General features: G+C 60.5%; 18 protein-coding genes. 10 read left to right on the forward strand and 8 right to left on the reverse strand.

Features of this window, described 5'->3' with window-relative positions; translation table 11 throughout:
- Nucleotides 1-5: 5 nt before the first annotated feature.
- Nucleotides 6-1,169, reverse strand: coding sequence for an isovaleryl-CoA dehydrogenase (locus ACEN8Z_RS12450; protein ID WP_495025386.1), 1,164 nt, complete (start codon nucleotides 1,167-1,169; stop codon nucleotides 6-8).
- A gap of 249 nt (nucleotides 1,170-1,418) precedes the next feature.
- Here ACEN8Z_RS12450 and ACEN8Z_RS12455 point away from each other — a divergent pair, with 249 nt between their 5' ends.
- On the forward strand, nucleotides 1,419-3,116 hold the full coding sequence (locus ACEN8Z_RS12455; RefSeq protein WP_495597842.1) for an AMP-binding protein: 1,698 nt from the start codon (nucleotides 1,419-1,421) through the stop codon (nucleotides 3,114-3,116).
- Between the two features lie 692 nt (nucleotides 3,117-3,808).
- Here ACEN8Z_RS12455 and ACEN8Z_RS12460 read toward each other — a convergent pair.
- From ACEN8Z_RS12460 to ACEN8Z_RS12470, 3 genes are all read right to left on the reverse strand, one after another.
- Complete coding sequence (locus ACEN8Z_RS12460; RefSeq protein ID WP_495597843.1) at nucleotides 3,809-4,708, reverse strand: hydroxymethylglutaryl-CoA lyase; 900 nt, start codon at nucleotides 4,706-4,708, stop codon at nucleotides 3,809-3,811.
- 145 nt (nucleotides 4,709-4,853) lie between these two features.
- The gene (locus ACEN8Z_RS12465; protein WP_103395451.1) at nucleotides 4,854-5,255 is read right to left on the reverse strand and encodes a MerR family transcriptional regulator; all 402 of its coding nucleotides are present in this window, start codon (nucleotides 5,253-5,255) and stop codon (nucleotides 4,854-4,856) included.
- Nucleotides 5,256-5,461: 206 nt separating this feature from the next.
- Nucleotides 5,462-6,391, reverse strand: coding sequence for a LysR family transcriptional regulator (locus ACEN8Z_RS12470; RefSeq protein WP_007970503.1), 930 nt, complete (start codon nucleotides 6,389-6,391; stop codon nucleotides 5,462-5,464).
- Between the two features lie 165 nt (nucleotides 6,392-6,556).
- Between ACEN8Z_RS12470 and ACEN8Z_RS12475 the strand changes: the two genes are divergently transcribed.
- A complete protein-coding gene (locus tag ACEN8Z_RS12475; protein WP_442099772.1) occupies nucleotides 6,557-7,786 on the forward strand; it encodes an acyl-CoA dehydrogenase in 1,230 nt (409 codons plus the stop codon).
- 129 nt (nucleotides 7,787-7,915) lie between these two features.
- Here the strand turns inward: ACEN8Z_RS12475 and ACEN8Z_RS12480 are convergent, their stop codons facing one another.
- Nucleotides 7,916-9,256, reverse strand: coding sequence for a phosphate ABC transporter substrate-binding/OmpA family protein (locus ACEN8Z_RS12480; RefSeq protein WP_495597844.1), 1,341 nt, complete (start codon nucleotides 9,254-9,256; stop codon nucleotides 7,916-7,918).
- 196 nt (nucleotides 9,257-9,452) lie between these two features.
- Nucleotides 9,453-10,265 (reverse strand): exodeoxyribonuclease III, encoded by an 813-nt coding sequence (xthA, locus tag ACEN8Z_RS12485; RefSeq protein ID WP_495597845.1) that lies wholly within the window; start codon nucleotides 10,263-10,265, stop codon nucleotides 9,453-9,455.
- Between the two features lie 310 nt (nucleotides 10,266-10,575).
- On the opposite strand from xthA, the gene ACEN8Z_RS12490 reads away from it, so the two are divergent.
- The 7 genes from ACEN8Z_RS12490 to ACEN8Z_RS12520 all read left to right on the forward strand — a co-directional run bounded on the left by ACEN8Z_RS12490 (nucleotide 10,576) and on the right by ACEN8Z_RS12520 (nucleotide 21,785).
- Entirely contained in the window at nucleotides 10,576-11,226 is a 651-nt protein-coding gene (locus tag ACEN8Z_RS12490; RefSeq protein ID WP_150758938.1) for a GNAT family N-acetyltransferase, read from the forward strand.
- Between the two features lie 65 nt (nucleotides 11,227-11,291).
- Nucleotides 11,292-13,019 (forward strand): autotransporter assembly complex protein TamA, encoded by a 1,728-nt coding sequence (locus tag ACEN8Z_RS12495; protein ID WP_495597846.1) that lies wholly within the window; start codon nucleotides 11,292-11,294, stop codon nucleotides 13,017-13,019.
- On the forward strand, nucleotides 13,016-16,687 hold the full coding sequence (locus ACEN8Z_RS12500; protein WP_495597847.1) for a translocation/assembly module TamB domain-containing protein: 3,672 nt from the start codon (nucleotides 13,016-13,018) through the stop codon (nucleotides 16,685-16,687). Before ACEN8Z_RS12495 ends, ACEN8Z_RS12500 begins: the two co-directional genes overlap by 4 nt.
- A gap of 237 nt (nucleotides 16,688-16,924) precedes the next feature.
- Nucleotides 16,925-17,398 (forward strand): MarR family winged helix-turn-helix transcriptional regulator, encoded by a 474-nt coding sequence (locus tag ACEN8Z_RS12505; RefSeq protein ID WP_007999548.1) that lies wholly within the window; start codon nucleotides 16,925-16,927, stop codon nucleotides 17,396-17,398.
- Complete coding sequence (locus tag ACEN8Z_RS12510; protein WP_495597848.1) at nucleotides 17,395-18,864, forward strand: efflux transporter outer membrane subunit; 1,470 nt, start codon at nucleotides 17,395-17,397, stop codon at nucleotides 18,862-18,864. Before ACEN8Z_RS12505 ends, ACEN8Z_RS12510 begins: the two co-directional genes overlap by 4 nt.
- A 15-nt stretch (nucleotides 18,865-18,879) precedes the next feature.
- Nucleotides 18,880-20,082, forward strand: coding sequence for an HlyD family secretion protein (locus tag ACEN8Z_RS12515; RefSeq protein WP_495597849.1), 1,203 nt, complete (start codon nucleotides 18,880-18,882; stop codon nucleotides 20,080-20,082).
- A gap of 170 nt (nucleotides 20,083-20,252) precedes the next feature.
- Entirely contained in the window at nucleotides 20,253-21,785 is a 1,533-nt protein-coding gene (locus ACEN8Z_RS12520) for a DHA2 family efflux MFS transporter permease subunit (RefSeq protein ID WP_495597850.1), read from the forward strand.
- Between the two features lie 125 nt (nucleotides 21,786-21,910).
- Here the strand turns inward: ACEN8Z_RS12520 and lpxH are convergent, their stop codons facing one another.
- Together lpxH and ACEN8Z_RS12530 are read right to left on the reverse strand one after the other, a co-directional pair.
- On the reverse strand, nucleotides 21,911-22,663 hold the full coding sequence (gene lpxH, locus ACEN8Z_RS12525; protein WP_008001186.1) for a UDP-2,3-diacylglucosamine diphosphatase: 753 nt from the start codon (nucleotides 22,661-22,663) through the stop codon (nucleotides 21,911-21,913).
- Entirely contained in the window at nucleotides 22,660-23,163 is a 504-nt protein-coding gene (locus ACEN8Z_RS12530; protein ID WP_008001184.1) for a peptidylprolyl isomerase, read from the reverse strand. Before ACEN8Z_RS12530 ends, lpxH begins: the two co-directional genes overlap by 4 nt.
- A gap of 251 nt (nucleotides 23,164-23,414) precedes the next feature.
- Here ACEN8Z_RS12530 and ACEN8Z_RS12535 point away from each other — a divergent pair, with 251 nt between their 5' ends.
- The gene (locus tag ACEN8Z_RS12535; RefSeq protein WP_495597851.1) at nucleotides 23,415-25,112 is read left to right on the forward strand and encodes a glutamine--tRNA ligase/YqeY domain fusion protein; all 1,698 of its coding nucleotides are present in this window, start codon (nucleotides 23,415-23,417) and stop codon (nucleotides 25,110-25,112) included.
- Nucleotides 25,113-25,122: the final 10 nt, after the last annotated feature.

A 25,122-nucleotide genomic window follows, 5' to 3' on the forward strand; every position in this document is an offset into this window, starting at 1 on the left:
TCCGTTTAGCGGGTTTCGTTGAACAGTTCGCGACCGATCAGCATGCGACGGATCTCACTGGTGCCCGCGCCGATTTCGTACAGCTTGGCGTCACGCAGCAGACGACCGGCCGGGAATTCATTGATGTAGCCGTTGCCGCCGAGAATCTGGATCGCGTCGAGGGCCATTTGAGTGGCGCGTTCGGCGGTGTAGAGGATCACACCGGCGGCGTCTTTGCGTGTGGTTTCGCCGCGCTCGCAGGCTTGGGCGACTGCATAAAGGTAGGCACGGCCGGCGTTGAGTTGGGTGTACATGTCGGCGACCTTGCCCTGGATCAGCTGGAATTCGCCGATGCTCTGGCCGAACTGCTTGCGGTCGTGGATGTACGGCACGATCAGGTCCATGCACGCCTGCATGATCCCGGTCGGGCCACCTGAAAGGACAACACGCTCGTAGTCGAGGCCGCTCATCAGCACTTTCACGCCGCCATTGAGCACGCCGAGGATGTTTTCTTCCGGCACTTCGACGTCATCGAAAAACAGCTCGCAGGTGTTCGAACCGCGCATGCCGAGCTTGTCGAACTTGTTGCTGCGGCTGAAGCCTTTCCAATCGCGCTCGACGATGAAGGCGGTGATGCCGTGGGGGCCTTTTTCCAGGTCGGTCTTGGCGTAGATCACATAGGTGTTGGCGTCCGGGCCGTTGGTGATCCAGGTTTTGCTGCCGTTGAGCACGTAGTGATCGCCGCGCTTGTCGGCGCGCAGTTTCATCGAGACGACGTCGGAACCGGCATTCGGCTCACTCATGGCCAGCGCGCCGATGTGCTCGCCGCTGATCAGTTTCGGCAGGTATTTGGATTTCTGTTCGTGATTGCCATTGCGGTTGATCTGGTTGACGCACAGGTTGGAGTGCGCGCCGTAGGACAAGGCCACCGAGGCTGAGCCACGGCTGATTTCCTCCATGGCCACCACGTGGGCCAGGTAACCCAGGCCAGCGCCGCCGTACTCTTCCGGTACGGTGATGCCCAGCAGGCCCATGTCGCCGAATTTGCGCCACAGGTCGGCGGGGAACAGGTTGTCGATGTCGATCTGAGCGGCGCGCGGGGCGATCTCCTTGGCGACGAAGGACTGGACCTGATCGCGCAGCATGTCGATGGTTTCACCGAGGGCAAAGTTCAGGGATGGATAGCTCATGGGTCACCTTTTGGCTTTTTTGTAGGGTGGGGAGGGCCGTGATTGGGTTCTCACCTTTACGTTAACGTAAGCCTGTGACGAATGGCTGTCAATCACCCTTTACGTTAACGTCAACTTGGGTGATTCTGTAGGAGCGAGCTTGCTCGCGAAGGACGTCAACGATAACGCGTGTTGTCTGGATAAACGCGGTGCCCTGACGTTCTTCGCGAGCGAGCTCGCTCCTACAAAATAAAGACAATAGGGGTCGTCATGGATCAACCCAGTGCAAGCCCGCAACGCAGTTACACCCGTGGTTCCCAGGACAAAGCCTTGCTGGCGATGACCATCGGCCAGGCGTTCGACAACACGGTCGCGCAATACCCGGACGGGGAGGCGCTGGTGGTGCGTCATCAACAGCTGCGTTACACCTGGCAGCAATTGGCCGAGGCCGCGGACCTGCACGCCAGAGCACTGCTGGCGCTGGGGCTGCAAGCCGGGGACCGCCTCGGCATCTGGGCGCCGAACTGCGCGCAGTGGTGCATCAGCCAGATTGCCACCGCGAAAATCGGCGTGATCCTGGTCAACATCAATCCCGCGTATCGCAGTTCCGAACTTGAATACGTGTTGAAGCAGTCCGGCTGCCAATGGCTGGTGTGTGCCGGGGCTTTCAAGTCCTCGAACTATCACTCCATGCTGCAAGGGCTGGTGCCGGAGTTGGCCGAGCAATCCATCGGCAAGTTGCACAGCGAGCGGTTGCCGGAGTTGCGTGGCGTCATCAGCCTGGATGCGCAGCCGCCATCGGGGTTCCTGCCATGGTCGCAACTGGCCGATCTGGCTGGCAGCGTCACGGTCGAGCAGTTGCATGAGCGCCAGGACAGCCTGCATTTCGATCAGCCGGTGAATATCCAGTACACCTCCGGCACCACCGGGTTCCCCAAGGGCGCGACCCTCAGTCACTACAACATTCTCAACAACGGATACATGGTCGGCGAAAGCCTGGGGCTGACGGCAGCCGATCGCCTGGTGATCCCGGTACCGTTGTATCACTGCTTCGGCATGGTCATGGGCAACCTCGGTTGCATCACCCATGGCAGCACGATGATCTATCCAAACGATGCGTTCGATCCGTTGCTGACCCTCAGCACTGTGGCTGACGAAAAAGCCACGGCGCTGTACGGCGTGCCGACCATGTTCATCGCCATGCTCGATCAACCACAACGTGCCGAATTCGATCTGTCGAGCCTGCGCACCGGGATCATGGCGGGCGCGACCTGTCCTATCGAAGTGATGCGCCGGGTCATCAGCGAAATGCACATGAGCGAAGTGCAGATTGCCTACGGCATGACGGAAACCAGCCCGGTGTCGTTGCAGACCGGTCCGTCGGACGACCTGGAACTGCGCGTGACCACCGTCGGCCGTACCCAGCCGCAGCTTGAAAGCAAGATCATCGACGAAGCGGGCAACCTGGTGCCGCGGGGCACCATCGGTGAGCTGTGCACTCGTGGTTACAGCGTGATGCTGGGTTACTGGAACAACCCCGAAGGCACCGCAGAAGCCATCGATCAGGCAGGCTGGATGCACACCGGCGACCTGGCGAGCATGAATGACGAGGGTTATGTGTGCATTGCCGGGCGCAACAAGGACATGATCATCCGTGGCGGTGAGAATATTTACCCGCGGGAGCTGGAAGAGTTTTTCTTCACCCATCCGGCCGTTGCGGATGTGCAAGTGATAGGGATTCCATGCTCGCGCTACGGCGAAGAGATTGTTGCCTGGATCAAGTTCCATCCAGGCCATAGCGCCACTGAGCAGGAACTGCAAGCCTGGTGCAAGGAGCGCATCGCGCACTTCAAGACGCCGCGCTACTTCAAGTTCGTCGAGGAATTTCCGATGACCGTTACTGGCAAGATCCAGAAGTTCCGGATGCGCGAGATCAGTATCGAGGAGTTGCGTAGCAAGCAGGTCTGACGAAGGCCGACTGTAGGAGCGAGCTTGCTCGCGAAGAACGTCAACGATAATGCGTGCAGTCTGGAAATACGCGGTGTCCTTGTGTTCTTCGCGAGCGAGCTCGCTCCTACAAAGGGCTGCGGAAATCTCAAATGCCAGACAGCACAAAGGGGAGCCGAAGCTCCCCTTTAATTTTCGTTGCGCGTGCTCTTTTTTTATTATTGAGGGTCGGTCTGTTGTTGTTTTTGGCAACCGTTGCCCTTTACCGCTGTTTTTGGCGATCCCCAACCGGGATCAAGAGCAAACGTATTTTTTTGAGCGCTGATCTACTTTCTCGCCAAGCGATCCAACCGATTCGGGAGCTACCTGAAGGTAGTTTTATTATTCTCTGTCCGGTTGCGGGTAACTCCGAAAAGCACCCTGAAAAGCACATCTTCTCCAAAAAAATCTGTTAGCTGCGTCTCTGCCGTGTTGTTTTTGTTATGTCAGAGTCGTTACGTCTTGTTTTTATTAGGTTTGCCGCAATTTTTTTATTCTTGTTGTGCGATAGATATAGCAGGAGCCGTGCCAGTTTTTTAAAAGCCTTTAAAATCAATGCTTTGGAGTTTTTTAGGTTTTTTCGCCTCAGGCAAAACCCCACATTTTGTTTCCGTGTTACTCGCTTGCACCCACGTTTCAGACACAGCGGTAACACCCGGACACACTCAGCGCACTCACTGTGCGCTACGGGCCTTGGCCACGCGGGAACCGGTAGGGCGGCCCAATACGGTGCAAATCTGCTGACCGGCGAGCATCAGGGCGTCGAGATCGATTCCGGTGTCGATGCCCAGGCCGTTTAGCAGGTAAACCACGTCTTCGGTCGCGACGTTACCGCTGGCGCCCTTGGCATAGGGGCAGCCGCCGAGACCTGCGATGGAGCTGTCGAACACCGAGATACCTTCCAGCAGGCTGGCGTAGATGTTGGCCACAGCCTGACCGTAGGTGTCGTGGAAGTGCCCGGCGAGTTTTTCACGGGGTACATCCTTTGATACCACTTCGAACATTTTCCGGGTCGCGCCAGCGGTGCCGGTACCGATGGTGTCCCCCAGCGAGACCTCGTAGCAGCCCATGGCGTAGAGCTCGCGGGCGACCATGGCGACTTGCTCCGGGGCGACGTTACCTTCATAGGGGCATCCCAGCACACACGACACGTAACCGCGCACGGTCACCCCATGTTGTCTGGCGGCCTCCATGATCGGTACGAAACGCGTCAGGCTTTCGCTGATCGAGCAATTGATGTTGCGCTGGGAAAACGCTTCAGACGCCGCCGCAAACACGGCCACTTCCTTGACCCCGGCGGCGAGGGCATCTTCGAAGCCGCGCAGGTTGGGAGCGAGCGCACCATAGACCACGCCCGGTTTGCGCCGGATCTGCGCGAAGACCTCGGCGGAGCCGGCCATCTGCGGCACCCACTTGGGTGACACGAAGCTGCCGACTTCTATATAGCCGAGCCCGGCTGCGGTCAGTGCATCGACCAGTTGCACCTTGTCGGTAACACTGATGGGCCGGGCTTCGTTTTGCAGGCCGTCGCGTGGGCCGACTTCGACAATGCGTACGTGGGTGGGGAGGGACATGGGCTTCGACCTGTGCTGATTGTTCGGAGAACCCTGTAGGAGCGAGCCTGCTCGCGATGGGTTCTCAGGCACCGCGTTTATCCAGCAAACACGCGTTATCGTTAACGACCATCGCGAGCAGGCTCGCTCCTACAAGGGGCGGGTTTTACTGAATGACTTCCTGGCTTTTGAGGGTCTGCTCCAGCGCCTGCACGCAACGCTCTTCGGCAGTATCCAGCTCCAGTTTCATCTGTTCGATGTCCAGCAACTGCTGTTCAAGCTGCTCACGGCGCTCGCTGATTTTCGCCAGCATGCTGTGCAACTGTTTGGTGTTACCGCTGGACGGGTCGTAGAGCTCGATCAGCTCGCGGCATTCAGCCAGCGAGAAACCGATGCGTTTGCCCCGCAGGATCAGCTTCAGGCTGACTTTGTCGCGGGGCGAGTAAATGCGTTCCTGGCCACGGCGCTCGGGGCTGAGCAGGCCTTGCTCTTCATAAAAGCGAATGGCGCGGGTGGTGATGTCGAGCTCGCGGGCGAGATCGGAAATACTGTAGGTCTGGCTGCTCATGGAAGCGCTCGCAAAAGGTCATGGCGCTAAGCTAATGGCAGGTTGACGTTTACGTCAAGGGGCAGCGATTTCTGCTGCTCTTGCTGGCCCCATCGCGAGCAGGCTCGCTCCTACAGGGGATCTTCGTAGTACACAGATTTCGTGTTCACGGCAGATCCAATGTGGGAGCGAGCTTGCTCGCGATAGGGGTACCCCGGTATCGAGCCTTACACCTTCTCGAGCTTTTTCTCCTGCGCCGTCACCTGCTGGCACAGCTCGATCATCTGCTCGCGCATCCAGCGGTTCGCCGGGTCCTGGTCAGTGCTTTCGTGCCAGTAAAGGTGGGTTTCCACCGGCGGCACATCGTTGACCGGCAGATAAAAGGCGTGCAGGTCGTTACGGCGGGCGAAACGTTCCGGCACGGTCATGACCATGTCCGTCTGTTGCAACACTTGCGAGGCCATCAGGTAATGCTGGGAACGCAGGGCGATCTTGCGCTGGATGCCCATCTTGCCCAGCGCCAGGTCGACATAGCCGAGGCCGCTGCGGCGGCTGGAAATATGGATGTGGGTCAGGCTCAGGTAATCATCCAGTGTGAGTTTCTCTTTTCCCGCCAGCGGATGCCCCTTGCGCATGGCGCACACGTAGCGGTCTTCCATCAACTTGACGTGACGCACCTGCGGGTCGGTGTTGAGCGGCGCATCCACCGCAAAGTCCAGGCGGCCGGCTGCCAGCTCCTTGGTGGTCTCGCGGCGTTTGGACAGAAAACTCTCGATGATCACCGTCGGCGCCAGGCGGCGCAGGCGCTGGAACAGCGGCGGCAGGATCACCGCTTCGGTGAGGTCGGTCATGCTGATGCGATAGGTCTTGACCGCTTGCTGCGGGTTGAAAATGCGGCTTTCCTGCACCGACACGCGCAGCAGTGAGAGCGCATTGCGCACCGGGCCGATGATGTTCTGCGCCATGGGCGTCGGCACCATGCCCTGGGCGGTGCGTACGAACAGCGGATCGTTGAAGGTCTCGCGCAGGCGGGCCAGGGCGTTCGACACCGCCGGTTGGGTGATGCCGACAATCTGCCCGGCGCGAGTCAGGTTGGCTTCGGTGTAGATCGCGTCGAAGACGATGAAAAGGTTGAGATCGACCTTGCTCAGATTCATTACGCGGCTCTCTTATTGTGTGGGCGGGCTGATCCTGATGATCAGCCGATCATATATCGGTGATGAATGTTTATACACGCCGAGAATAGGCTAGGTAAATTTTCATGGCTGTTCTAGCATCGATTGCATGATCTAAACAACCTCCCCCAAGAAGGTATCTCGCTCATGGATTTCGCTTATTCGCCCAAGGTTCAGGAACTGCGTGAGCGCGTAACAGCGTTCATGGATACTTACGTTTATCCCGCCGAAGCCGTGTTCGAGCGTCAGGTCGCCGAGGGCGACCGCTGGCAGCCGACGGCGATCATGGAAGAACTCAAACTCAAGGCCAAGGCTGAAGGTCTGTGGAATTTGTTTCTGCCTGAGTCTGAACTCGGTGCCGGTCTGACCAACCTCGAATACGCGCCGCTGGCGGAAATCATGGGCCGCTCGCTGCTGGGGCCGGAGCCTTTCAACTGCTCGGCACCGGACACCGGCAACATGGAGGTGCTGGTGCGTTACGCCAACGAAGAGCAGAAGCAACGCTGGCTCGAGCCATTGCTACGTGGCGAGATTCGCTCGGCATTCGCCATGACCGAACCGGATGTCGCGTCCTCCGACGCCACCAACATGGCCGCCCGTGCAGTGCGCGATGGCGACGAGTGGGTGATCAACGGCAAGAAATGGTGGACCTCGGGTGCTTGCGACCCGCGCTGCAAAATCCTGGTTTTCATGGGGCTGAGCGATCCGGACGGGCCACGTCACGCCCAGCACTCGATGATTCTGGTGCCGGTGGACACCCCCGGGGTAAAAATCCTGCGTCCGCTGCCGGTGTTCGGCTATGACGACGCTCCTCACGGTCACGCCGAAGTGCTGTTCGAAAACGTCCGGGTACCGTACGAAAACGTCCTGTTGGGCGAAGGACGCGGCTTCGAAATCGCTCAAGGTCGCCTTGGCCCGGGCCGGATTCACCACTGCATGCGTTCGATCGGCATGGCCGAGCGTGCGCTGGAACTGATGTGCAAGCGCTCGGTGAGCCGTACGGCGTTCGGCAAGCCCCTGGCACGCCTGGGCGGCAACGTCGACAAGATTGCCGACTCGCGGATGGAGATCGACATGGCACGCCTGCTGACACTGAAGGCGGCGTACATGATGGACACGGTCGGCAACAAAGTGGCCCGCAGCGAGATCGCGCAGATCAAGGTTGTCGCGCCAAACGTTGCGTTGCGGGTGATTGACCGGGCGATCCAGATCCATGGCGGGGCAGGGGTTTCCAACGATTTCCCGCTGGCCTACATGTACGCGATGCAGCGCACCCTGCGCCTGGCCGACGGCCCGGACGAAGTGCACCGCGCGGCGATCGGCAAGTTTGAAATCGGCAAATATGTGCCGAAAGAGATGATGCGTAGCGGGCAGTAAGACCGCGGCGCCTGCCATTCGCGAGCAAGCCGGATCGCCGCACCGCCGCTCCCACAGGCTCAGTGTGATCCCTGTGGGAGCGAGCTTGCTCGCGATGGCATCAGCCGATTCAACCTGTCAACTTCAGACTCAATACACCCAAACCTCAACCCGCCGATTCTTGATCCGCCCTTCATCGGCGCTATTGGCCGCCACCGGCATTTCGGCGCCGAATCCGCGAATTTCGCGAAACACTACGCCGCTCTTCACCAGCTCCCGCCGCACCGCCATGGCCCGCAGTTTCGACAACAGATCGGCGCGCGCCGGGTCGCTCTTGTCGTCGCCAAACCCCACCAGCGTGACCTGTCCTTCGGTTTTACCGTGCTGCTTTATATAGTCGAGCACCCGCCACAGGTCTTGTCGGGCCTTGTTGTCCAGGCTGGCGCTGCCTTCCTCGAAGCGGAAGTTCACCGACAGCCGTTGAGCATGTCGACTCAGCGCCTGATAACCCTCGGGCATCAACGCATTGGGGGTAACGGCCATGGCCTGGACGGTTTGGGCAATAAAACCGTTGGCGGCCACAATGGCCTGACCGTTGTTGCTTTGGGCAAAGGCTACCAGCGCATCGGCCCAGGGATTTTTTCCGTTGGGTGGCAGGTAGAAGAACAATCGACGGGACAGCGGATAGTCTTCCGTGGCAATCAGGCTGTTGAGCGGCAGCATGGCTTGCGATTGACCGTCGACAATGGCCACGGCCTTGGCCTGGCGCACGTAGGGCAAACCGATAAAACCGACGCCTTGCGGGTCTGCGCTGACCGCATCGGACAGTTGTTCACTTGACTCGAAGCGTTTCGCCGCGCTGCCGAGGGTTTTCCCTCGGCCACTGAGGACCAGTTCCTTGAAAGTATCGTAGGTCCCGGACTGATCATCCCGCGCATACAGATGAATCGGCCCGCCGCGGCCACCGACGTCTTCCCAGTTTTTCACCTCGCCACTGAAGATGCGCGCCAGTTGCACGGTGTCGAGTTGGTTCAGCGGATTGTCCGGATGAAGGATGATCGCCAGGCCATCGATGGCAATGACCTGTTCGGCGCCTGGGCTTTTCAGGTCACCGAGGGATTGGAGGTTGGCCAGTTCGCTGTCCTTGATCGGGCGCGATGAGGCGGCAAGATCGGCGCTGGCGGCTTTGAGCGCATTGAAACCGGTGCTGGAACCATGGGCTGTCACCTCCACCACGACCCTACGGCCCTGAACGGTTTCGCCGACAATGCGCAGTTCGTTGGCGGTGTCCGGTGTTTCGCGGTGAATCTTGCGCAGGCCCTGTTCGCTCAGCAGGCCCTCGACCAGCGCCGGCCCCAATGCCGCGCCGATGGTGTTGGAACCCTGAATGCGCAGCACCGGGCCGTGTTCGGGTGTCGGTAATCCACCGGCCGAAGCCACCTGCGGCAAGCCCATGCACAGCATCAACAGGAACAGCACGCGCAGCATCATGCCGGCACCTTACATAGCCAAAGGAGGTGTCGGGAGATTAAGTCAGTAAGGTTTCCGAAAAATGACACTTGTAGGAGCGAGCTTGCTCGCGATGGCGGTGGGTCAATCAACATCATGTTGAATGTTATGCCGCAATCGTCGGAACGCCGCCCGGAGCAAGCTCGCTCCCACAGGGTATTGAGGTGGCCGGGAGGGATCAGCTCAACTCAAGCCAGATCGGCGCATGGTCCGAAGGTTTTTCCATGCCGCGCAGTTCGTAGTCCACCCCCGCGGCCTTCACCCGCGGCAGCAAGCCGTGGGAGGCGAGGATCAGGTCGATGCGCAGGCCACGTTTGGGTTCGTCTTCGAAACCACGACTGCGGTAGTCGAACCAGCTGAAGGTGTCGGTCACGTCCGGGTTCAGGTGACGGAAACTGTCCACCAGGCCCCAGTTCTTCAAGCGGGCCATCCACTCGCGTTCTTCCGGCAGGAAGCTGCATTTGCCGGTTTTCAGCCAGCGCTTCATGTTGTCCGGACCGATGCCGATATCGCAGTCTTCGGGGGAAATGTTCACATCGCCCATCACCACCAGTGGCTGGTCGCTCTTGAACTGGCTTTCCAGCAGTTGCTGCAAATCGCTGTAGAAGCGTTCCTTGGCCGGGAATTTGGTCGGGTGGTCGCGGTTTTCGCCCTGGGGGAAATAGCCGTTCATGATGGTCACCGGCACGCCGTTACCGTCGGCGAAGGTGCCCCAGATGAATCGTCGCTGGGCATCTTCGTCGTCGGTGGCGAAACCTTTATGCAGGGCCAGCGGCTCCTGGCGCGAGAGCAGGGCGACGCCGTAGTGGCCTTTTTGCCCGTGAAAATACACGTGGTAGCCCAGTGCTCTGACTTCATCGAGGGGAAACTGGTCGTCATGGACCTTGGTTTCCTGCAAGCCGATCACATCGGGTTGGTGCTTTTCGATCAGCGCCGCCAGCTGATGGGGACGGGCGCGCAGCCCGTTGATGTTGAAGGAGACGATCTTCATGGTCGGCAGTCCTGGCAAAAGGGCGATGCTAGCTGACATGTGGGAATCGGGCCAGTGTGGGGTGAGATGATTCGGTTTTGCCAGGCAGTCTTGTGTGGGCAGTGATGGCCTCATCGTCGGAACGCCGCCCGGAGCAAGCTCGCTCCCACAAAAGCAAAGGCAGGCGCATAACCTGTGGGAGCGAGCTTGCTCGCGAAGGCGATTTCATTGCCTACACTGATTGCGAATCTGTAAGGAACTGTGTCAGCACCGATCAGCTCGCAACAACAAGAGCGCAGCCACCCGAGCTGTGCCGGGGAGATCAACCGTCATGCCCGAAACCTCGACCGCCATCGCCGATATTCACATGCTCGACAGCGGCTACGCCCGTGAGGCGCGCTCCCTGCTGTATCAGGCTTATCGACACGAGCCGACCTTCGGCTATTTGTTCGAAGCCGAGCGTCCCGGTTACGAACAACGGGTTCGCGCCACTGTGCGCGAACTGGTGACCCAGCATTTTCTCCAGGACCTGCCTGCCATCGGCCTGCTGGTCAACGATCGCCTGATCGGCATCGCCCTGATCGCGCCGCCGCAACGTCGTCTTGGCGTCACCGAAAGTTGGGCCTGGCGCCTGCGCATGGTGCTCAGTACGGGATTTCGCTGCACCCGGCGCTACCTTGAATATCACGCTGCCGTGGAGGCCTGCGTGCCGAACGACTCGGTGCACGTCCTGCCGTTGCTGGGGGTTCATCCGCAGTTCCAGGGCAAACATTTCGGCGAACAACTGTTGCAAGCCGTGCACAACTGGTGCGCCGTGGATGAAAACTCACAGGGTGTGATCCTCGATACCGGGAATCCTCGCTATCTGGAGTTCTATAAGCGTCAGGGCTATGAGGAAATCGGTGAAGTTGCCGTAGGACCGATTCGCGAGCACGTGTTTTTTCACCCCAATCCCCAGGTGTTGCACACCGCATCGGCCTGAATGGCGAACTTTCCTTGCGTGCCAGGCTCTATCACGCTCTCAAGCTCGTGATAGCATCCGCGCCTATGAAGTTTCCAGGAAGAATTACCAGCGGTGCGCTGATGCTGATGACCAGCTGCGCAGCGCTGGCACAAAGTGAATTGGATGTACGGATCAAACCGTCCAATGATGAGCTGAAGGCCAATATAGAAGGCTATATCGGCAGCCTCGGCGATCGTGACGAGCAGGCCTTGCTGCGCTTCAGCCGTGGCGCCGAAGAACAGGCGCGCAAGGCCGCCCAGGCCTTGGGTTATTACCAGCCGCACATCGACAGTGAGGTGAAGGGGGGCAAGGACCCGCGCCTGGTGCTGACGGTCGACCCCGGTGAGCCGGTGCATTTGCGCAACGTCACGGTGCGTGTCGACGGCCCGGCAGCCTCCCTCAAATCCTTTCGAGTTCCCAAAAGCGACGCGCTCAAGCCCGGCGCGGTGCTCAATCATGGGCATTACGAGGATGCGAAGCGCCTGATCCAGAATCAGGCTTCGCGTTATGGCTTTTTCAGCGGCCACTTCACTCGTTCAAAATTGTCGGTCGACCCGCGTGCCGGCGTCGCCGATATCGAACTGATCTATGAAAGTGGTCCGCGTTACACCTTGGGCAAAGTCAGTTTCGAGGGCGACACGCCGTTCGACGATGAGCTGCTGCAACGCATGGTGCCGTTCAAGGCCGGTGCGCCATATGACTCGGAACTGATCGCCGAACTCAATCAGAACCTGCAATCGAGCGGCTACTTCGAAGGTGTGCGGGTGGACGCGGCGCCGACGGCATCCAGGGACGATGCGATCCCGGTGGACGTCAAACTCGAGACCCGCAAGCCGCGGACCATGGGCCTGGGCCTGGGTTTCTCCACCGACGTCGGCCCACGGGCCAAGGCCAACTGGACCCGGCACTGGGTCAACGCGCAGGGGCACAGTTACGGCTGGGAGACCGAAGTCTCGGCGCCTCGGCAAAACGTCGGGCTGTTCTACGATATTCCGCTGGACCCACCGCTGACTGACAAACTGCGTTTTGCCGGCGGCTATCAGAATGAAGACATCGCCGGCACCGACACCCACAGCAAGTTGCTGACCCTCGGCCCCGAATGGCACAGCAAGTTGCCCAGCGGCTGGCAGCGGGTGGTGTCGCTCAAGTGGCAGCGCGAGGATTATCAGCTCGGCGACGACTCGGGACTCAGTAATCTGCTGATGCCCGGTGTGAACTACTCGTACCTGAAAAGTGACAACCGCATCGACCCGCATAACGGCTATCGGCTGCAATTCGAATCCAAAGTGGCCAAGGAAGGTTTGGGTTCCGATAGCAACCTGCTCTACGGCACGGCATTGGTCAAAGGCCTGACCACAGTGTTCGACAACCACCGCTTTCTCGGGCGCGTGCAGGTCGGCGGCAGTGCCACCAACGGCTTCAAATCGGTGCCGCCATCGTTGCGCTTCTTCGCCGGTGGCGATCAGAGCGTGCGCGGTTACGACTATCAGAGCCTGTCCCCGGAAAATTCCGACGGTGACCGCATCGGTGGGCGCTACATGGTCGCCGCCAGCGCCGAGTACCAATATTCGATCGCCGAAAAATGGCGGGTCGCGACCTTTGTCGATCAGGGCAACTCTTTCAATACACTCGAACTGCCGAACCTCAAGACCGGGGTCGGTATCGGCGTGCGCTGGGTGTCGCCGGTGGGGCCGATCCGCCTCGATCTGGCCCATGCGCTGGACGACGATGGCGGCATTCGACTGCACTTTTCCATGGGGCCCGAGCTGTGAAGCGTGGTTTGAAAGTAACGCTGTTGGCGATTCTGGCGCTGTTGATGCTGGTTATCCTGACGCTGGCCACAGTGTTGGGCACGGCGACGGGCAGCCGCTGGGCATTGGGGTTTGTGCCGGGGTTGACCCTGGAAAACTTCCAGGGCCGGCTGGGCGGGCAGTGGAGTGCCGACCGGGTGCTGTGGCAGCAGGACACCAGCCGGGTTGAACTGAACAAGGTGATTTTTGCCTGGTCGCCGATGTGCCTGACCCGCATGACCTTGTGCATCGAGCAATTGCAGGCCGATCAGGTCAGCCTGACGTTCCCGCCGGGTGCCGAAGAACCAGACAGCGGCCCGATCACGCTCCCGGAGCTCAAGCTACCGTTGGCCATCGAGCTGGGAGAAATCAAGGTCGGCCGCCTGCTGTTCAACGGCAGCGAAGAACTCAAGGGGCTGCAATTGGCGGCGCACTGGACGGCGGCCGGTTTGAAAATCGACGCGATATCGTTACAGCGCGATGACCTGAGCCTGAACCTGTCCGGCCTGTTGCAACCAAGCGGTAATTGGCCGCTCAACGCCGAAGGTAAGCTGACTCTATTATCGACGCCTGAACCCTTGGCGCTGGCGATGAAGATCGACGGCGACCTGCTGAAAACCCTGAATCTGAAGGCCGACAGCAGCGGCTACCTCAACGGGCAACTGACCGGCGAACTGCAACCGCTGGTGGAAAACCTGCCGGCCAAGCTGCGGATCACCGCCGACGGCTTCAAACCCGGTGCCGATATGCCGGACACCCTGCAACTCAATCAACTGGAACTCACCGGTACGGGTGACCTGAAAAACGGCTATGCGCTACAAGGCAAAGCCACGTTGCCCGCAGAACAAGGGCCGGTCGCACTGGCGCTGCAAGGCAAGGTCGATGCCAAGGGTGCGCAGATCGCCGCACTGGACTTGACCGCCAACGACCAGCAAAGCCTCAAGCTCACCGGGCAGGTGGACTGGAGCAAAGGCCTGAGCGCCGAGGCGAAAATCGACTGGCTGGATTTCCCCTGGCACCGCCTCTATCCATTGATCGACGAGCCGGAAGTGGCGTTGCGCCGCTTCAACGGTGAGGTGTCCTATACCGACGGCAAGTACCTCGGTCATTTCGACGCCGCACTGGATGGTCCGGCCGGGGCCTTCACCCTGGTCAGCCCGTTCGCGGGCGACCTGACGAAAATCTACCTGCAACAGATTCAACTCCAGGCCGGGCAAGGCAAGGCCGAAGGGCACCTGAACCTGCAATTCGCCGACGGCATTGCCTGGGACACCGCGCTGGACCTGTCGGCGATCAACCCGGCGTACTGGGTCGCGGAGCTGCCGGGCACGCTGGCCGGGCCGTTGCGCAGCCAGGGCGAAATGAAGAATGAAACGCTCAGCCTCAATGCCGACCTGGACCTCAAAGGCAAGCTGCGCGGTCAACCGGCGGTGATCCAGGCCAAGGCCGATGGGCGTGGTGAGCAATGGAACCTCAACGCCCTGCAAGTTCGCCTGGGCGACAACAGCATCAGCGGCAAAGGTAGCCTGCAACAGAAACTCGTTGGGCAGATCGATCTCAAGCTGCCGAGCCTGGCCCAACTCTGGCCACAACTGCGCGGTCAGCTCAATGGCCGCGTGGATGTCGCCGGCACGCTCAAGGCACCGCAAGGCAAGCTTGACCTGCAAGGCTCGCAACTGGCCTTCCAGGACAATCGCCTGCAAAGCCTGAACCTGGACGCCACTCTGGACAGTGCGCAACGGGCGAAAATCGACCTCAAGGGCAGCGGCATCCGGGCGGGCGACACTTCACTGGGCGCGCTGACCGCCAGTGGCCAGGGCGACATAAAAAACCAGAAACTGAGCCTCGACCTGCAAGGACCGAAGCTGAAACTGGCGCTTGGCCTGGACGGTGCGCTGGACAAAGGCAATTGGCGTGGGCGCCTGGCCAGCGGTGATATCCAGGCCGGTGGCCAGGACTGGAAGCTGCAAGGGCCGGCGAAACTCGAACGCCTGGCCGACGGCAAAATCAACTTCGGCGCCCACTGCTGGGCCTCCGGCGAGGCCAGCCTGTGCGGTGAGGACTCGCGCCTGATGCCCGAGCCGAAGCTGCGTTATCACCTCAAGCAATTCCCGATCGACAGCCTCGCCCAGTGGTTGCCGAAGGATTTCGCCTGGCAGGGCCGGCTCAATGCCGACCTGCAACTGGACCTGCCGGCCAATGGCCCGAACGGCCAGATCAGCGTCGATGCCGGCGGCGGCACGTTGCGCATCAAGGAAAAGGACCAGTGGCTGGATTTCCCGTACCAGACCCTGAAACTCACCAGCAAACTCACGCCCAAACGCATCGACACCGAACTCAACTTCGTCGGTGGCAAACTCGGCGAACTGATGGTTCAGGCGCAGCTCAATCCCTTGCCGAAGAACAAACCGTTGAGCGGCTCGTTCCGTTTGAGCGGGCTGGATCTGTCGGTGGCGCGGCCATTTGTACCGATGGTCGAGAAGCTGGCCGGGCGCTTGAATGGCAGCGGCACGATTTCCGGCGGGCTATTGGCGCCGCAGGTCAATGGCAGTCTGCAACTCAGCGATGGCGTGATCTCCGGGCCGGAATTGCCGATGGAGCTGCAAAACCTGCACCTTCAAGCGCTCATCGCCGGTGAAAGCGTACAACTGAACGGCGGCTGGAATAGCGGCAAGGCCGGGCAGGGCAGCTTGAACGGCAACATCGCCTGGGGCCAGGCGCTGGTGGTGGACCTGGCGCTCAAAGGCTCGCAGTTGCCGGTCACCGTCGAGCCTTACGCCAAGCTTGAAGTGGCACCGGACCTGAAGATCTCGGTGCAGGGCGACGAGTTGGCCATCGCCGGTAAAGTGCTGGTGCCCAAGGGCGAAATCACCATTCGCGAGTTGCCGCCGTCGACGGTCAAGGTCTCCGATGACACGGTGATCGTCGGTCAGCAGACCGAGGAGGGCAAGCCGCCGCTGGCGATGAGGATGGACATCGAAGTGGTGGTCGGCGAGGACAAGCTGAGCTTCGCAGGCTTCGGCCTGACCGCGAATGTGCAGGGGCATGTGCACATCGGCGACAACATGGACACCCGTGGTGAACTGTGGCTCAACGACGGGCGTTATCGCGCCTACGGCCAGCGGCTTTCGGTGCGCCGGGCTCGCTTGCTGTTTGCCGGCCCCATCGATCAGCCGTACCTGGACATCGAAGCCATTCGCAAGACCGACGACATCATCGCCGGCATCCGCCTGAGTGGCAGCGCCGAGCAGCCGACCACGCAGATTTTCTCCGAACCGGCCATGAGCCAGGAGCAGGCCCTGTCCTATCTGGTGCTCGGGCGTCCGCTGAGCAGCAATGGCGAAGACAACAACATGCTCGCCCAGGCGGCCCTCGGTCTGGGCTTGATGGGCAGCTCCGGGGTCACCAGCGGTCTGGCCAAGAACCTGGGCATCCAGGACTTCCAGCTCGACACCCAGGGCAGCGGGACTGCCACCAGTGTGGTGGCCAGCGGCAATCTCTCCGAGAAACTCAGCCTGCGCTATGGCGTTGGCGTGTTCGAACCGGCCAACACCATTGCCCTGCGCTACAAGCTGAGCAAAAAGGTCTACCTCGAAGCCGCTGGCGGCGTGGCCAGTTCGTTGGACATCTTCTATAAGCGGGATTTCTAGGCCTGCGTTTTCTTTAAAACCGAGTTGCCCCCATCGCGAGCAAGCTCGCTCCCACAAGGTCCAATGCGATCCTTGTGGGAGCGAGCTTGCTCGCGATGGCGTCCGTGTGGGCAGCACAAATCCCGACACCATTTATCAACTATTTACCAAGCATGCTAACTATTACGTTGACATTCGCTGCCTAGGCAGTAACATCTCGACATACATTCACTGCCTAGGCAGCTAATTGGTAGTCAGATGAAACATTTCTCTCCAGACGATTTCCACAATTGCCATCTCGGCCTGTTGCTCGGGCGTGCCGCGCTGCTCAAGGACCGGATCATCGACACCCACATGGAACCCCACGGCATCACCGCCGCGCAGTTCAAGGTGTTGATCATCATGGCCCAGTACGGCGTCGACTCGCCGGGCGAACTGTGCCGCCACCTGTCCCTGGACAGCGGTTCGATGACCCGAATGCTCGATCGCCTGGAACAGAAAGGTTTCCTCGCCCGCCAGCGCTCCGAGGCGGATCGCCGCCAGGTGCAGCTGGTACTCACGGAAGAAGGGCAGAAGCTTGCCGGGCTGTTGCCGCACATCGGTGCCGAAGCCATGAATGAACTGGCCGGTGCCATCACTCCAGATGAGCTGAAAACCCTGGAGATGATTCTGAAGAAAATTCTGGTAGCAGCCGGTGACTCGATCACCCTGCTGCGGGTAGGTGACAAATGAGCAGTAAACCCTTGCGTACCGGTCTGAGCCTGGTGTTGTTGGCCATGAGTCTGGCCGGTTGCGCCAGCTACAGCGGCCTGAAAGCCGAAGGTGTCAGCCTCGACGCGAAAAACCTCAAGGCCGGGCAATCCCTCGGCAGCGTGACGTTGTCGCCGGCCGCCTGGCCGAAAAGCGACTGGTGGAAAAGCCTCGGCGACCCGCAACTCGACGGTCTGATCCGCGAGGCCTTGCGCGATAGCCCGGACATGCAAATCGCCGACGCCCGTGCCCATCAGGCCAGCGCAGCCGCTTACGCTGCGGACGCCGCGCGGATGCCGACCCTGGATGCCAGCGCCGGTGTCAGCCGCTCGCGCCTGGCCCGGGACCAGGACCCGCGCGGGCAGGGCGATGCTTACGCCACCGTTCGCAACATCAGCACCAGTTTCAACTACAACTTCGACCTGTGGGGCGGCCAGCGCGATGCCTGGGAAGCCGCCCTCGGCCAGGCCCGTGCTGCCGAAGTCGACCAGCAGGCTGCGCAGCTGACATTGGCCGCCGACGTCGCCCGTGCCTACAGCGATCTGGGGCAGGCGCATATCGTCTATGACCTGTCCAGTGAAGACCTCAAGCGCACCCGACAAATGCTCGACCTGAGCCAGCGGCGCCTGACTGCCGGGATCGACAGCCAGTACCAGTTCCAGCAGACCGAAAGCCTGGAAGCCACTTCCCAAGCCAACCTGATCGATGCGCAAAAGCGCCTGAACAGCGCGAAAATCACCCTCGCGGTACTGCTCGGCAAAGGCCCGGACCGCGGCAATGAAATTGCCCGCCCGAACATTCTTCAGCCGAGCGCGGTAGCGCTACCTTCGGTGTTGCCGGCCGAACTGCTCGGGCGTCGCCCGGACCTGGTGGCCGCGCGCTGGCGGGTCGAGGCGGCGAGCAAAAGTATCGACGCCGGCAAGACCCGGTTCTATCCCAACTTGAACCTCAGCGCCGCTGCCGGTGCCGAATCCTTGTTGGGCGATGCGATGTTTGGTTCGGCCAGCCGCTTCTTCAACATTGCACCGACGATCTCTGTGCCGATTTTCGACGGTGGCCGCCTGCGCGCCGACCTCGATTCGCGCGACGCCGACTACGACCTCGCGGTGGCGCAGTACAACAAAAGCCTGGTGAAGGCGCTGGGTGACGTCAGCGACAGCATCAACCAGTTACGCGATATCGGCCGGCAGATCGCTGCCCAGCAGCACGCCACCGACATCGCCCAGGATTCCTACAACACCGTGGTCCAGCGTTACGGTTCCGGCATCGGCAACTACCTGGACGTGCTCAGCATCGAGCAGCAATTGCTCCAGGCCCAGCGTCAGCTGGCCAACCTGAATGCCGAGCAGATCGACCTGTCGATCCAGCTGATGCAGGCGCTGGGCGGCGGTTTCCAGCCTGAGGCCATCGCCTCGGCCAACGCCACGCCAGCCACGCTGACCCACTAATTCAAGGTACCTGTCATGGCCACTGCCGATACAACTCAACCTCCTGAAAACACTCAAGGCAACCCCAATTCGGGCAAGCGCAAGTTCATGTTGCTGGTCCTGGCTGCCGCCGTCGTGCTGAGCGGCGCGGGCGTCTGGGCCTACCACGAGTTTTACGGGCGCTGGAGCGAAAGCACCGACGACGCCTATGTGAACGGCAACGTGGTGGAAATCACGCCGCTGGTCACGGGGACCGTGGTCAGCATCGGCGCCGACGATGGCGATCTGGTGCATGAAGGCCAGGTATTGGTGAACTTCGACCCGAATGACGCCGAAATCGGTCTGCAAAATGCCCAGGCCAATCTGGCGCGTACCGTGCGTCAGGTGCGCGGCTTGTACAGCGATGTGGATGGCATGAAAGCCCAGGTCAACGCCCAGAAAGCCGAAGTGCAAAAAGCCCAGGACAACTTCAGCCGGCGCAAGAATCTCGCCGCTGGCGGGGCGATTTCCCAGGAAGAACTGTCCCACGCCCGCGACGACCTGACCTCGGCGCAAAACGCTTTGGCCAACGCCGAACAAAAACTCAAAACCACCAGCGCGCTGGTCGATGACACCGTGGTTTCATCGCACCCGGACGTGATGGCCGCCGCTGCGCAACTGCGTCAGGCCTACTTGAACAACTCGCGCAGCGTGCTGATTGCACCGGTTACCGGTTACGTGGCCAAGCGTTCTGTACAGCTGGGTCAGCGTGTGCAGCCGGGTACTGCGCTGATGGCGGTGATTCCGCTGGATCAGCTGTGGATCGATGCCAACTTCAAGGAAACCCAGCTGCGTGACATGCGCATTGGCCAACCGGTCGAGATCGAAACCGACCTCTACGGCAGCGACGTTAAATACAGCGGCACCATCGACAGCCTTGGCGCCGGCACCGGCAGCGCCTTTGCCTTGTTGCCGGCGCAGAACGCCACCGGCAACTGGATCAAGATCGTGCAGCGCGTGCCGGTGCGGATCCACGTCAACGCCGAAGAACTGGCCAAACACCCGTTGCGGGTCGGCCTGTCGACCATGGTTGATGTGAACCTGCGCGACCAGAGCGGGCCGGTGCTGGCGCAACAGCCGCCGCAGAAGGCTTCGTTCAGCACCAACGTCTACGACCGTCAGTTGGCCGAGGCCGACGCGATGATCACTCAGTTGATCCACGACAACAGCGCAGCGGTCAGCAAGACCGCGAACCGCTGATTCGCCAATCCGCGATCACACCGACCCTGTGGGAGCGAGCTTGCTCGCGAATGCGGTGGGTCATTCAATGATGATGTCGACTGCCACGGCCCCTTCGCGAGCAAGCTCGCTCCCACCGGGATAGCTGCGTCTGTGAGGCGCAGCGCCAGACCAGTTTCAAAGGATTCGCGATGAGCAATAACGCGTCTTTCACACCGCCAAGCCTGTTACTGAGCACCATCGGCCTGTCGCTGGCGACCTTCATGCAAGTGCTCGACACCACCATCGCCAACGTGGCGTTGCCGACGATTTCCGGCAACCTGGGCGTGAGTTCGGAACAGGGCACCTGGGTGATCACCTCGTTCGCGGTGAGCAACGCCATCGCTTTGCCGCTGACCGGTTGGCTCAGTCGCCGATTTGGCGAGGTGAAGCTGTTTGTCTGGGCCACGCTGCTGTTCGTGCTGGCCTCGTTTTTGTGCGGTATTTCGACGTCCATGCCGGAGCTGGTGGGCTTTCGGGTCTTGCAAGGCGTGGTGGCGGGGCCGTTGTACCCGATGACCCAGACCCTGCTGATTGCGGTTTACCCCCCGGCGAAGCGGGGGATGGCACTGGCGTTGCTGGCGATGGTCACGGTGGTCGCGCCGATTGCCGGGCCGATCCTCGGCGGCTGGATCACCGACAGCTACAGCTGGCCGTGGATTTTCTTCATCAACGTGCCGATTGGCTTGTTCGCGGCATGGGTGGTGACCCAGCAGATGAAAAAACGCCCGGTGGTCACCAGCCGCCAACCGATGGATTACGTCGGGTTGATCGCGCTGATCATCGGCGTCGGGGCCCTGCAGATCGTGCTCGATAAGGGCAACGATGCCGACTGGTTTGAATCGAGCTTCATCGTGATTGGCAGCGTGATTTCGGTGGTAGCCCTGGCCTTTTTCATCATCTGGGAAATGACCGACGAGCACCCGGTGGTCAACCTGCGCCTGTTTGCCCATCGCAACTTTCGCTACGGCACCATCGTGCTGATTCTGGGGTATGCCGGGTTCTTCGGGATCAACCTGATCCTGCCACAGTGGCTGCAGACGCGCTTGGGCTACACCGCGACCTGGGCCGGTTTTGCCGTGGCACCGCTGGGGATCCTGCCGGTGTTGTTGTCACCGTTCGTCGGCAAGTACGCACCGCGATTCGACATGCGGGTGCTGGCGGGCGGGGCATTCCTGGCCATCGGCCTGAGCTGTTTCATGCGCGCCGGGTTCACCAATGAAGTGGACTTCCAGCACATCGCGATGGTGCAGTTGTTCATGGGGATCGGCGTGGCGCTGTTCTTCATGCCGACCCTGACCATCCTGCTCTCGGATCTGCCGCCGAGCCAGATCGCAGACGGTTCGGGGCTGGCCACGTTTCTGCGGACCTTGGGCGGCAGTTTTGCGGCGTCACTGACGACCTGGATCTGGATTCGTCGGGCCGATCAGCATCACGCGTACCTGACCGAAAGCATCACCCGGTTCGATCCGGCGACCCGCGAGGCGATTACCCAGCTGGGCGGGGCAGGGGCCAAGGCCTACACGCAGCTGGATCAAATGGTGATCAGCCAGGCGTACATCATGTCCACGGTGGATTACTTCACCTTGCTGGGCTGGATGTTCATGGGGCTGATCCTGATTGTGTGGCTGGCCAAGCCGCCGTTTACGGCGAAGGCCGGGCCTGCGGCCTCTGCGGGACACTGACAATCACGGTGGAACTCCTGTGGGAGCGAGCTTGCTCGCGATGGCGGTGGATCAGTCAACAGAGATGTTGAATGTTAATCCGCTATCGCGAGCAAGCTCGCTCCCACAGGGATCTCCTACAGCCTTCAGTTCGCGGGTGCGGCGAGTTGCGGTGGCGGAGTGAAATCAAAGGGCGCCAGCGCAAACCCTTGCTCATCCACCTGCAATGCCCACCCTTGACGATCCCAGTCCCCCAGCACAATGCGCCGGGCTGCTTGCTCGCCAAGCTGCAACTTGTGAATCGCGGGACGATGGGTATGCCCGTGAATCAAGGTCTTCACGCCGTACTCCTGCATGATCCGCGGAATCTCTTCGGGCGTGACGTCGACTATTTCATTGGCCTTCATCCGCACCTGGGCGCGGCTTTCACTGCGCAGTTTGCGTGCCAGCTTGTGCCGGGTGCGCAAGGGCAGGTTGCGCAGGATGAACAGGGTGATCGGGTTGCGCAGGTAGCGGCGCAGCTTCATATAGCCTTCGTCGCGGGTGCAGAGGCTGTCGCCGTGCATCAGCAGCACCGGCTCGCCGTTGAGTTGCACGACACTCGGGTCTTTAAGCAAGGTGCAGCCGGCCTGTTTGCAAAAGGCCTGGCCGAGCATGAAGTCGCGATTGCCGTGCATCAGGAAAATGGCCGTGCCGCTGTCGCTGAGGTCGCGCAGGGCCTGGCAGATGGAACGCTGGAAGGGCGTCATGGCGTCGTCGCCAATCCACACCTCGAAGAAGTCGCCCAGAATGTACAACGCACTCGCCGAGCGGGCGCGTCCGGCGAGCAAATCCAGAAACGCCCGGGTGATGTCCGGGCGCTCCTCTTCCAGATGCAAGTCTGAAATCAGCAATATCACTCAATGATCTCGGCTTTCTCGATGATCACGTCGTCTGCCGGTACGTCCTGGTGGCCGGCCTTGGAAGTGGTGGCCACGCCTTTGATCTTATCGACAACGTCGGTGCCTGCGGTCACTTTACCGAATACCGCATAGCCCCAGCCTTGTACGTTCTTGCCGCTGTGGTTCAGGAAGCTGTTATCCGCCACGTTGATGAAGAACTGTGCGGAAGCCGAATGCGGCTCCATGGTGCGGGCCATGGCGACGGTGTACTTGTCGTTGGAAAGACCGTTGTCAGCTTCGTTCTGGATGCTTGGACGCTTGTCTTTCTTTTCTTTCATGCCTGGCTCGAAACCGCCGCCCTGGATCATGAAGTTACCGATGACGCGGTGGAAAACAGTGTTTTCGTAGTGACCGGCTTTAACGTACTCAACGAAGTTGGCCACGGTGATCGGGGCTTTGTCGGCGTTCAGTTCGAGGACGATGTCGCCGAAGTTGGTAGTCAGTTTGACTTGGGTCATGATCGTTACTCAATGAAGGAATTCGTGGTTTTGGGACATTCCATCCCGCAACCGGTTCAGCCTGTCTCGGCCAAGGTGCGCAGTTTAGCGTGCCAGACGCGAATTTCGAGGCTGTTTTTTCATTTGCAGCCTATTAAATACGACGGTTTACAGGGTGCGCTCTGTCAGGTACTTGACGGCATCGGCTATGATAGCGGCTTTGTTTTGTCCGGCCTTCATTACGGCCACGCACTTGTACGTTCAAGGATCCTATGAGCAAGCCCACTGTCGACCCTACCTCGAATGCCAAGACCGGCCCTGCCGTGCCGGTCAACTTCCTGCGGCCGATCATCCAGGCAGACCTGGACTCGGGCAAGCACACGCAAATCGTCACCCGTTTCCCGCCTGAACCCAACGGCTACCTGCACATCGGTCACGCCAAGTCGATCTGCGTGAACTTCGGCCTGGCCCAGGAGTTCGGCGGCGTCACGCACCTGCGTTTCGACGACACCAACCCGGCCAAGGAAGACCAGGAATACATCGACGCGATCGAAAGCGACGTCAAATGGCTGGGCTTCGAGTGGTCCGGTGAAGTGTGCTACGCCTCGCAGTATTTCGACCAGTTGCACGACTGGGCCGTTGAACTGATCAAGTCCGGCAAGGCCTACGTCGATGACCTGACCCCCGAGCAGGCCAAGGAATACCGTGGCACCTTGACCGAACCGGGCAAGAACAGCCCGTTCCGCGACCGCAGCGTCGAAGAGAACCTGGACCTGTTCGCGCGCATGAAAGCCGGCGAGTTCAAGGACGGCGCACGGGTGCTGCGGGCCAAGATCGACATGGCCTCGCCGAACATGAACCTGCGCGATCCGATCATGTATCGCATCCGTCACGCTCACCACCACCAGACCGGCGACAAGTGGTGCATCTACCCGAACTACGACTTCACCCACGGTCAGTCGGACGCCATCGAAGGCATCACCCATTCGATCTGCACCCTGGAGTTCGAAAGCCACCGTCCGCTGTACGACTGGTTCCTCGACAACCTGCCGGTTCCGGCGCACCCGCGTCAGTACGAGTTCAGCCGTCTGAACCTGAACTACACCATCACCAGCAAGCGCAAGCTCAAGCAGCTTGTGGACGAGGGCCACGTCAACGGTTGGGATGACCCGCGCATGTCCACGCTGTCGGGTTTCCGCCGCCGTGGCTACACGCCGAAATCGATCCGCAACTTCTGCGAAATGATCGGCACCAACCGTTCCGACGGCGTGGTCGATTTCGGCATGCTCGAATTCAGCATCCGCGACGACCTCGACCAGAGTGCCCCGCGTGCCATGTGCGTGCTGCGTCCGCTGAAAGTCGTGATCACCAACTACCCGGAAGGCCAGGTCGAGAACCTCGAACTGCCGCGTCATCCGAAGGAAGACATGGGCGTGCGCGCTTTGCCGTTCGCCCGAGAAATCTACATCGACCGTGAAGACTTCATGGAAGAGCCGCCAAAGGGCTACAAGCGCCTGGAGCCGGCCGGTGAAGTGCGTCTGCGTGGCAGCTACGTGATCCGCGCCGACGAAGCGATCAAGGACGCCGATGGCAACATCATCGAACTGCGCTGCTCGTACGATCCGGACACCCTGGGCAAGAACCCGGAAGGCCGCAAGGTCAAAGGCGTGATCCACTGGGTGCCGGCCGCTGCCAGCGTCGAGTGCGAAGTGCGCCTGTACGATCGTCTGTTCCGTTCTCCGAACCCGGAGAAGGCCGAAGACAGCGCCAGTTTCCTGGACAACATCAACCCTGACTCGCTGCAGGTACTCACTGGTTGTCGTGCTGAGCCTTCGCTTGGCAATGCACAGCCGGAAGACCGTTTCCAGTTTGAGCGCGAAGGTTACTTCGTTGCGGATCTCAAGGACTCGAAACCAGGTCAGCCGGTATTCAACCGTACCGTGACCCTGCGTGATTCGTGGGGCCAGTGATTCAGCGTCA

Source organism: Pseudomonas sp. Pseusp10 (assembly GCF_059492225.1).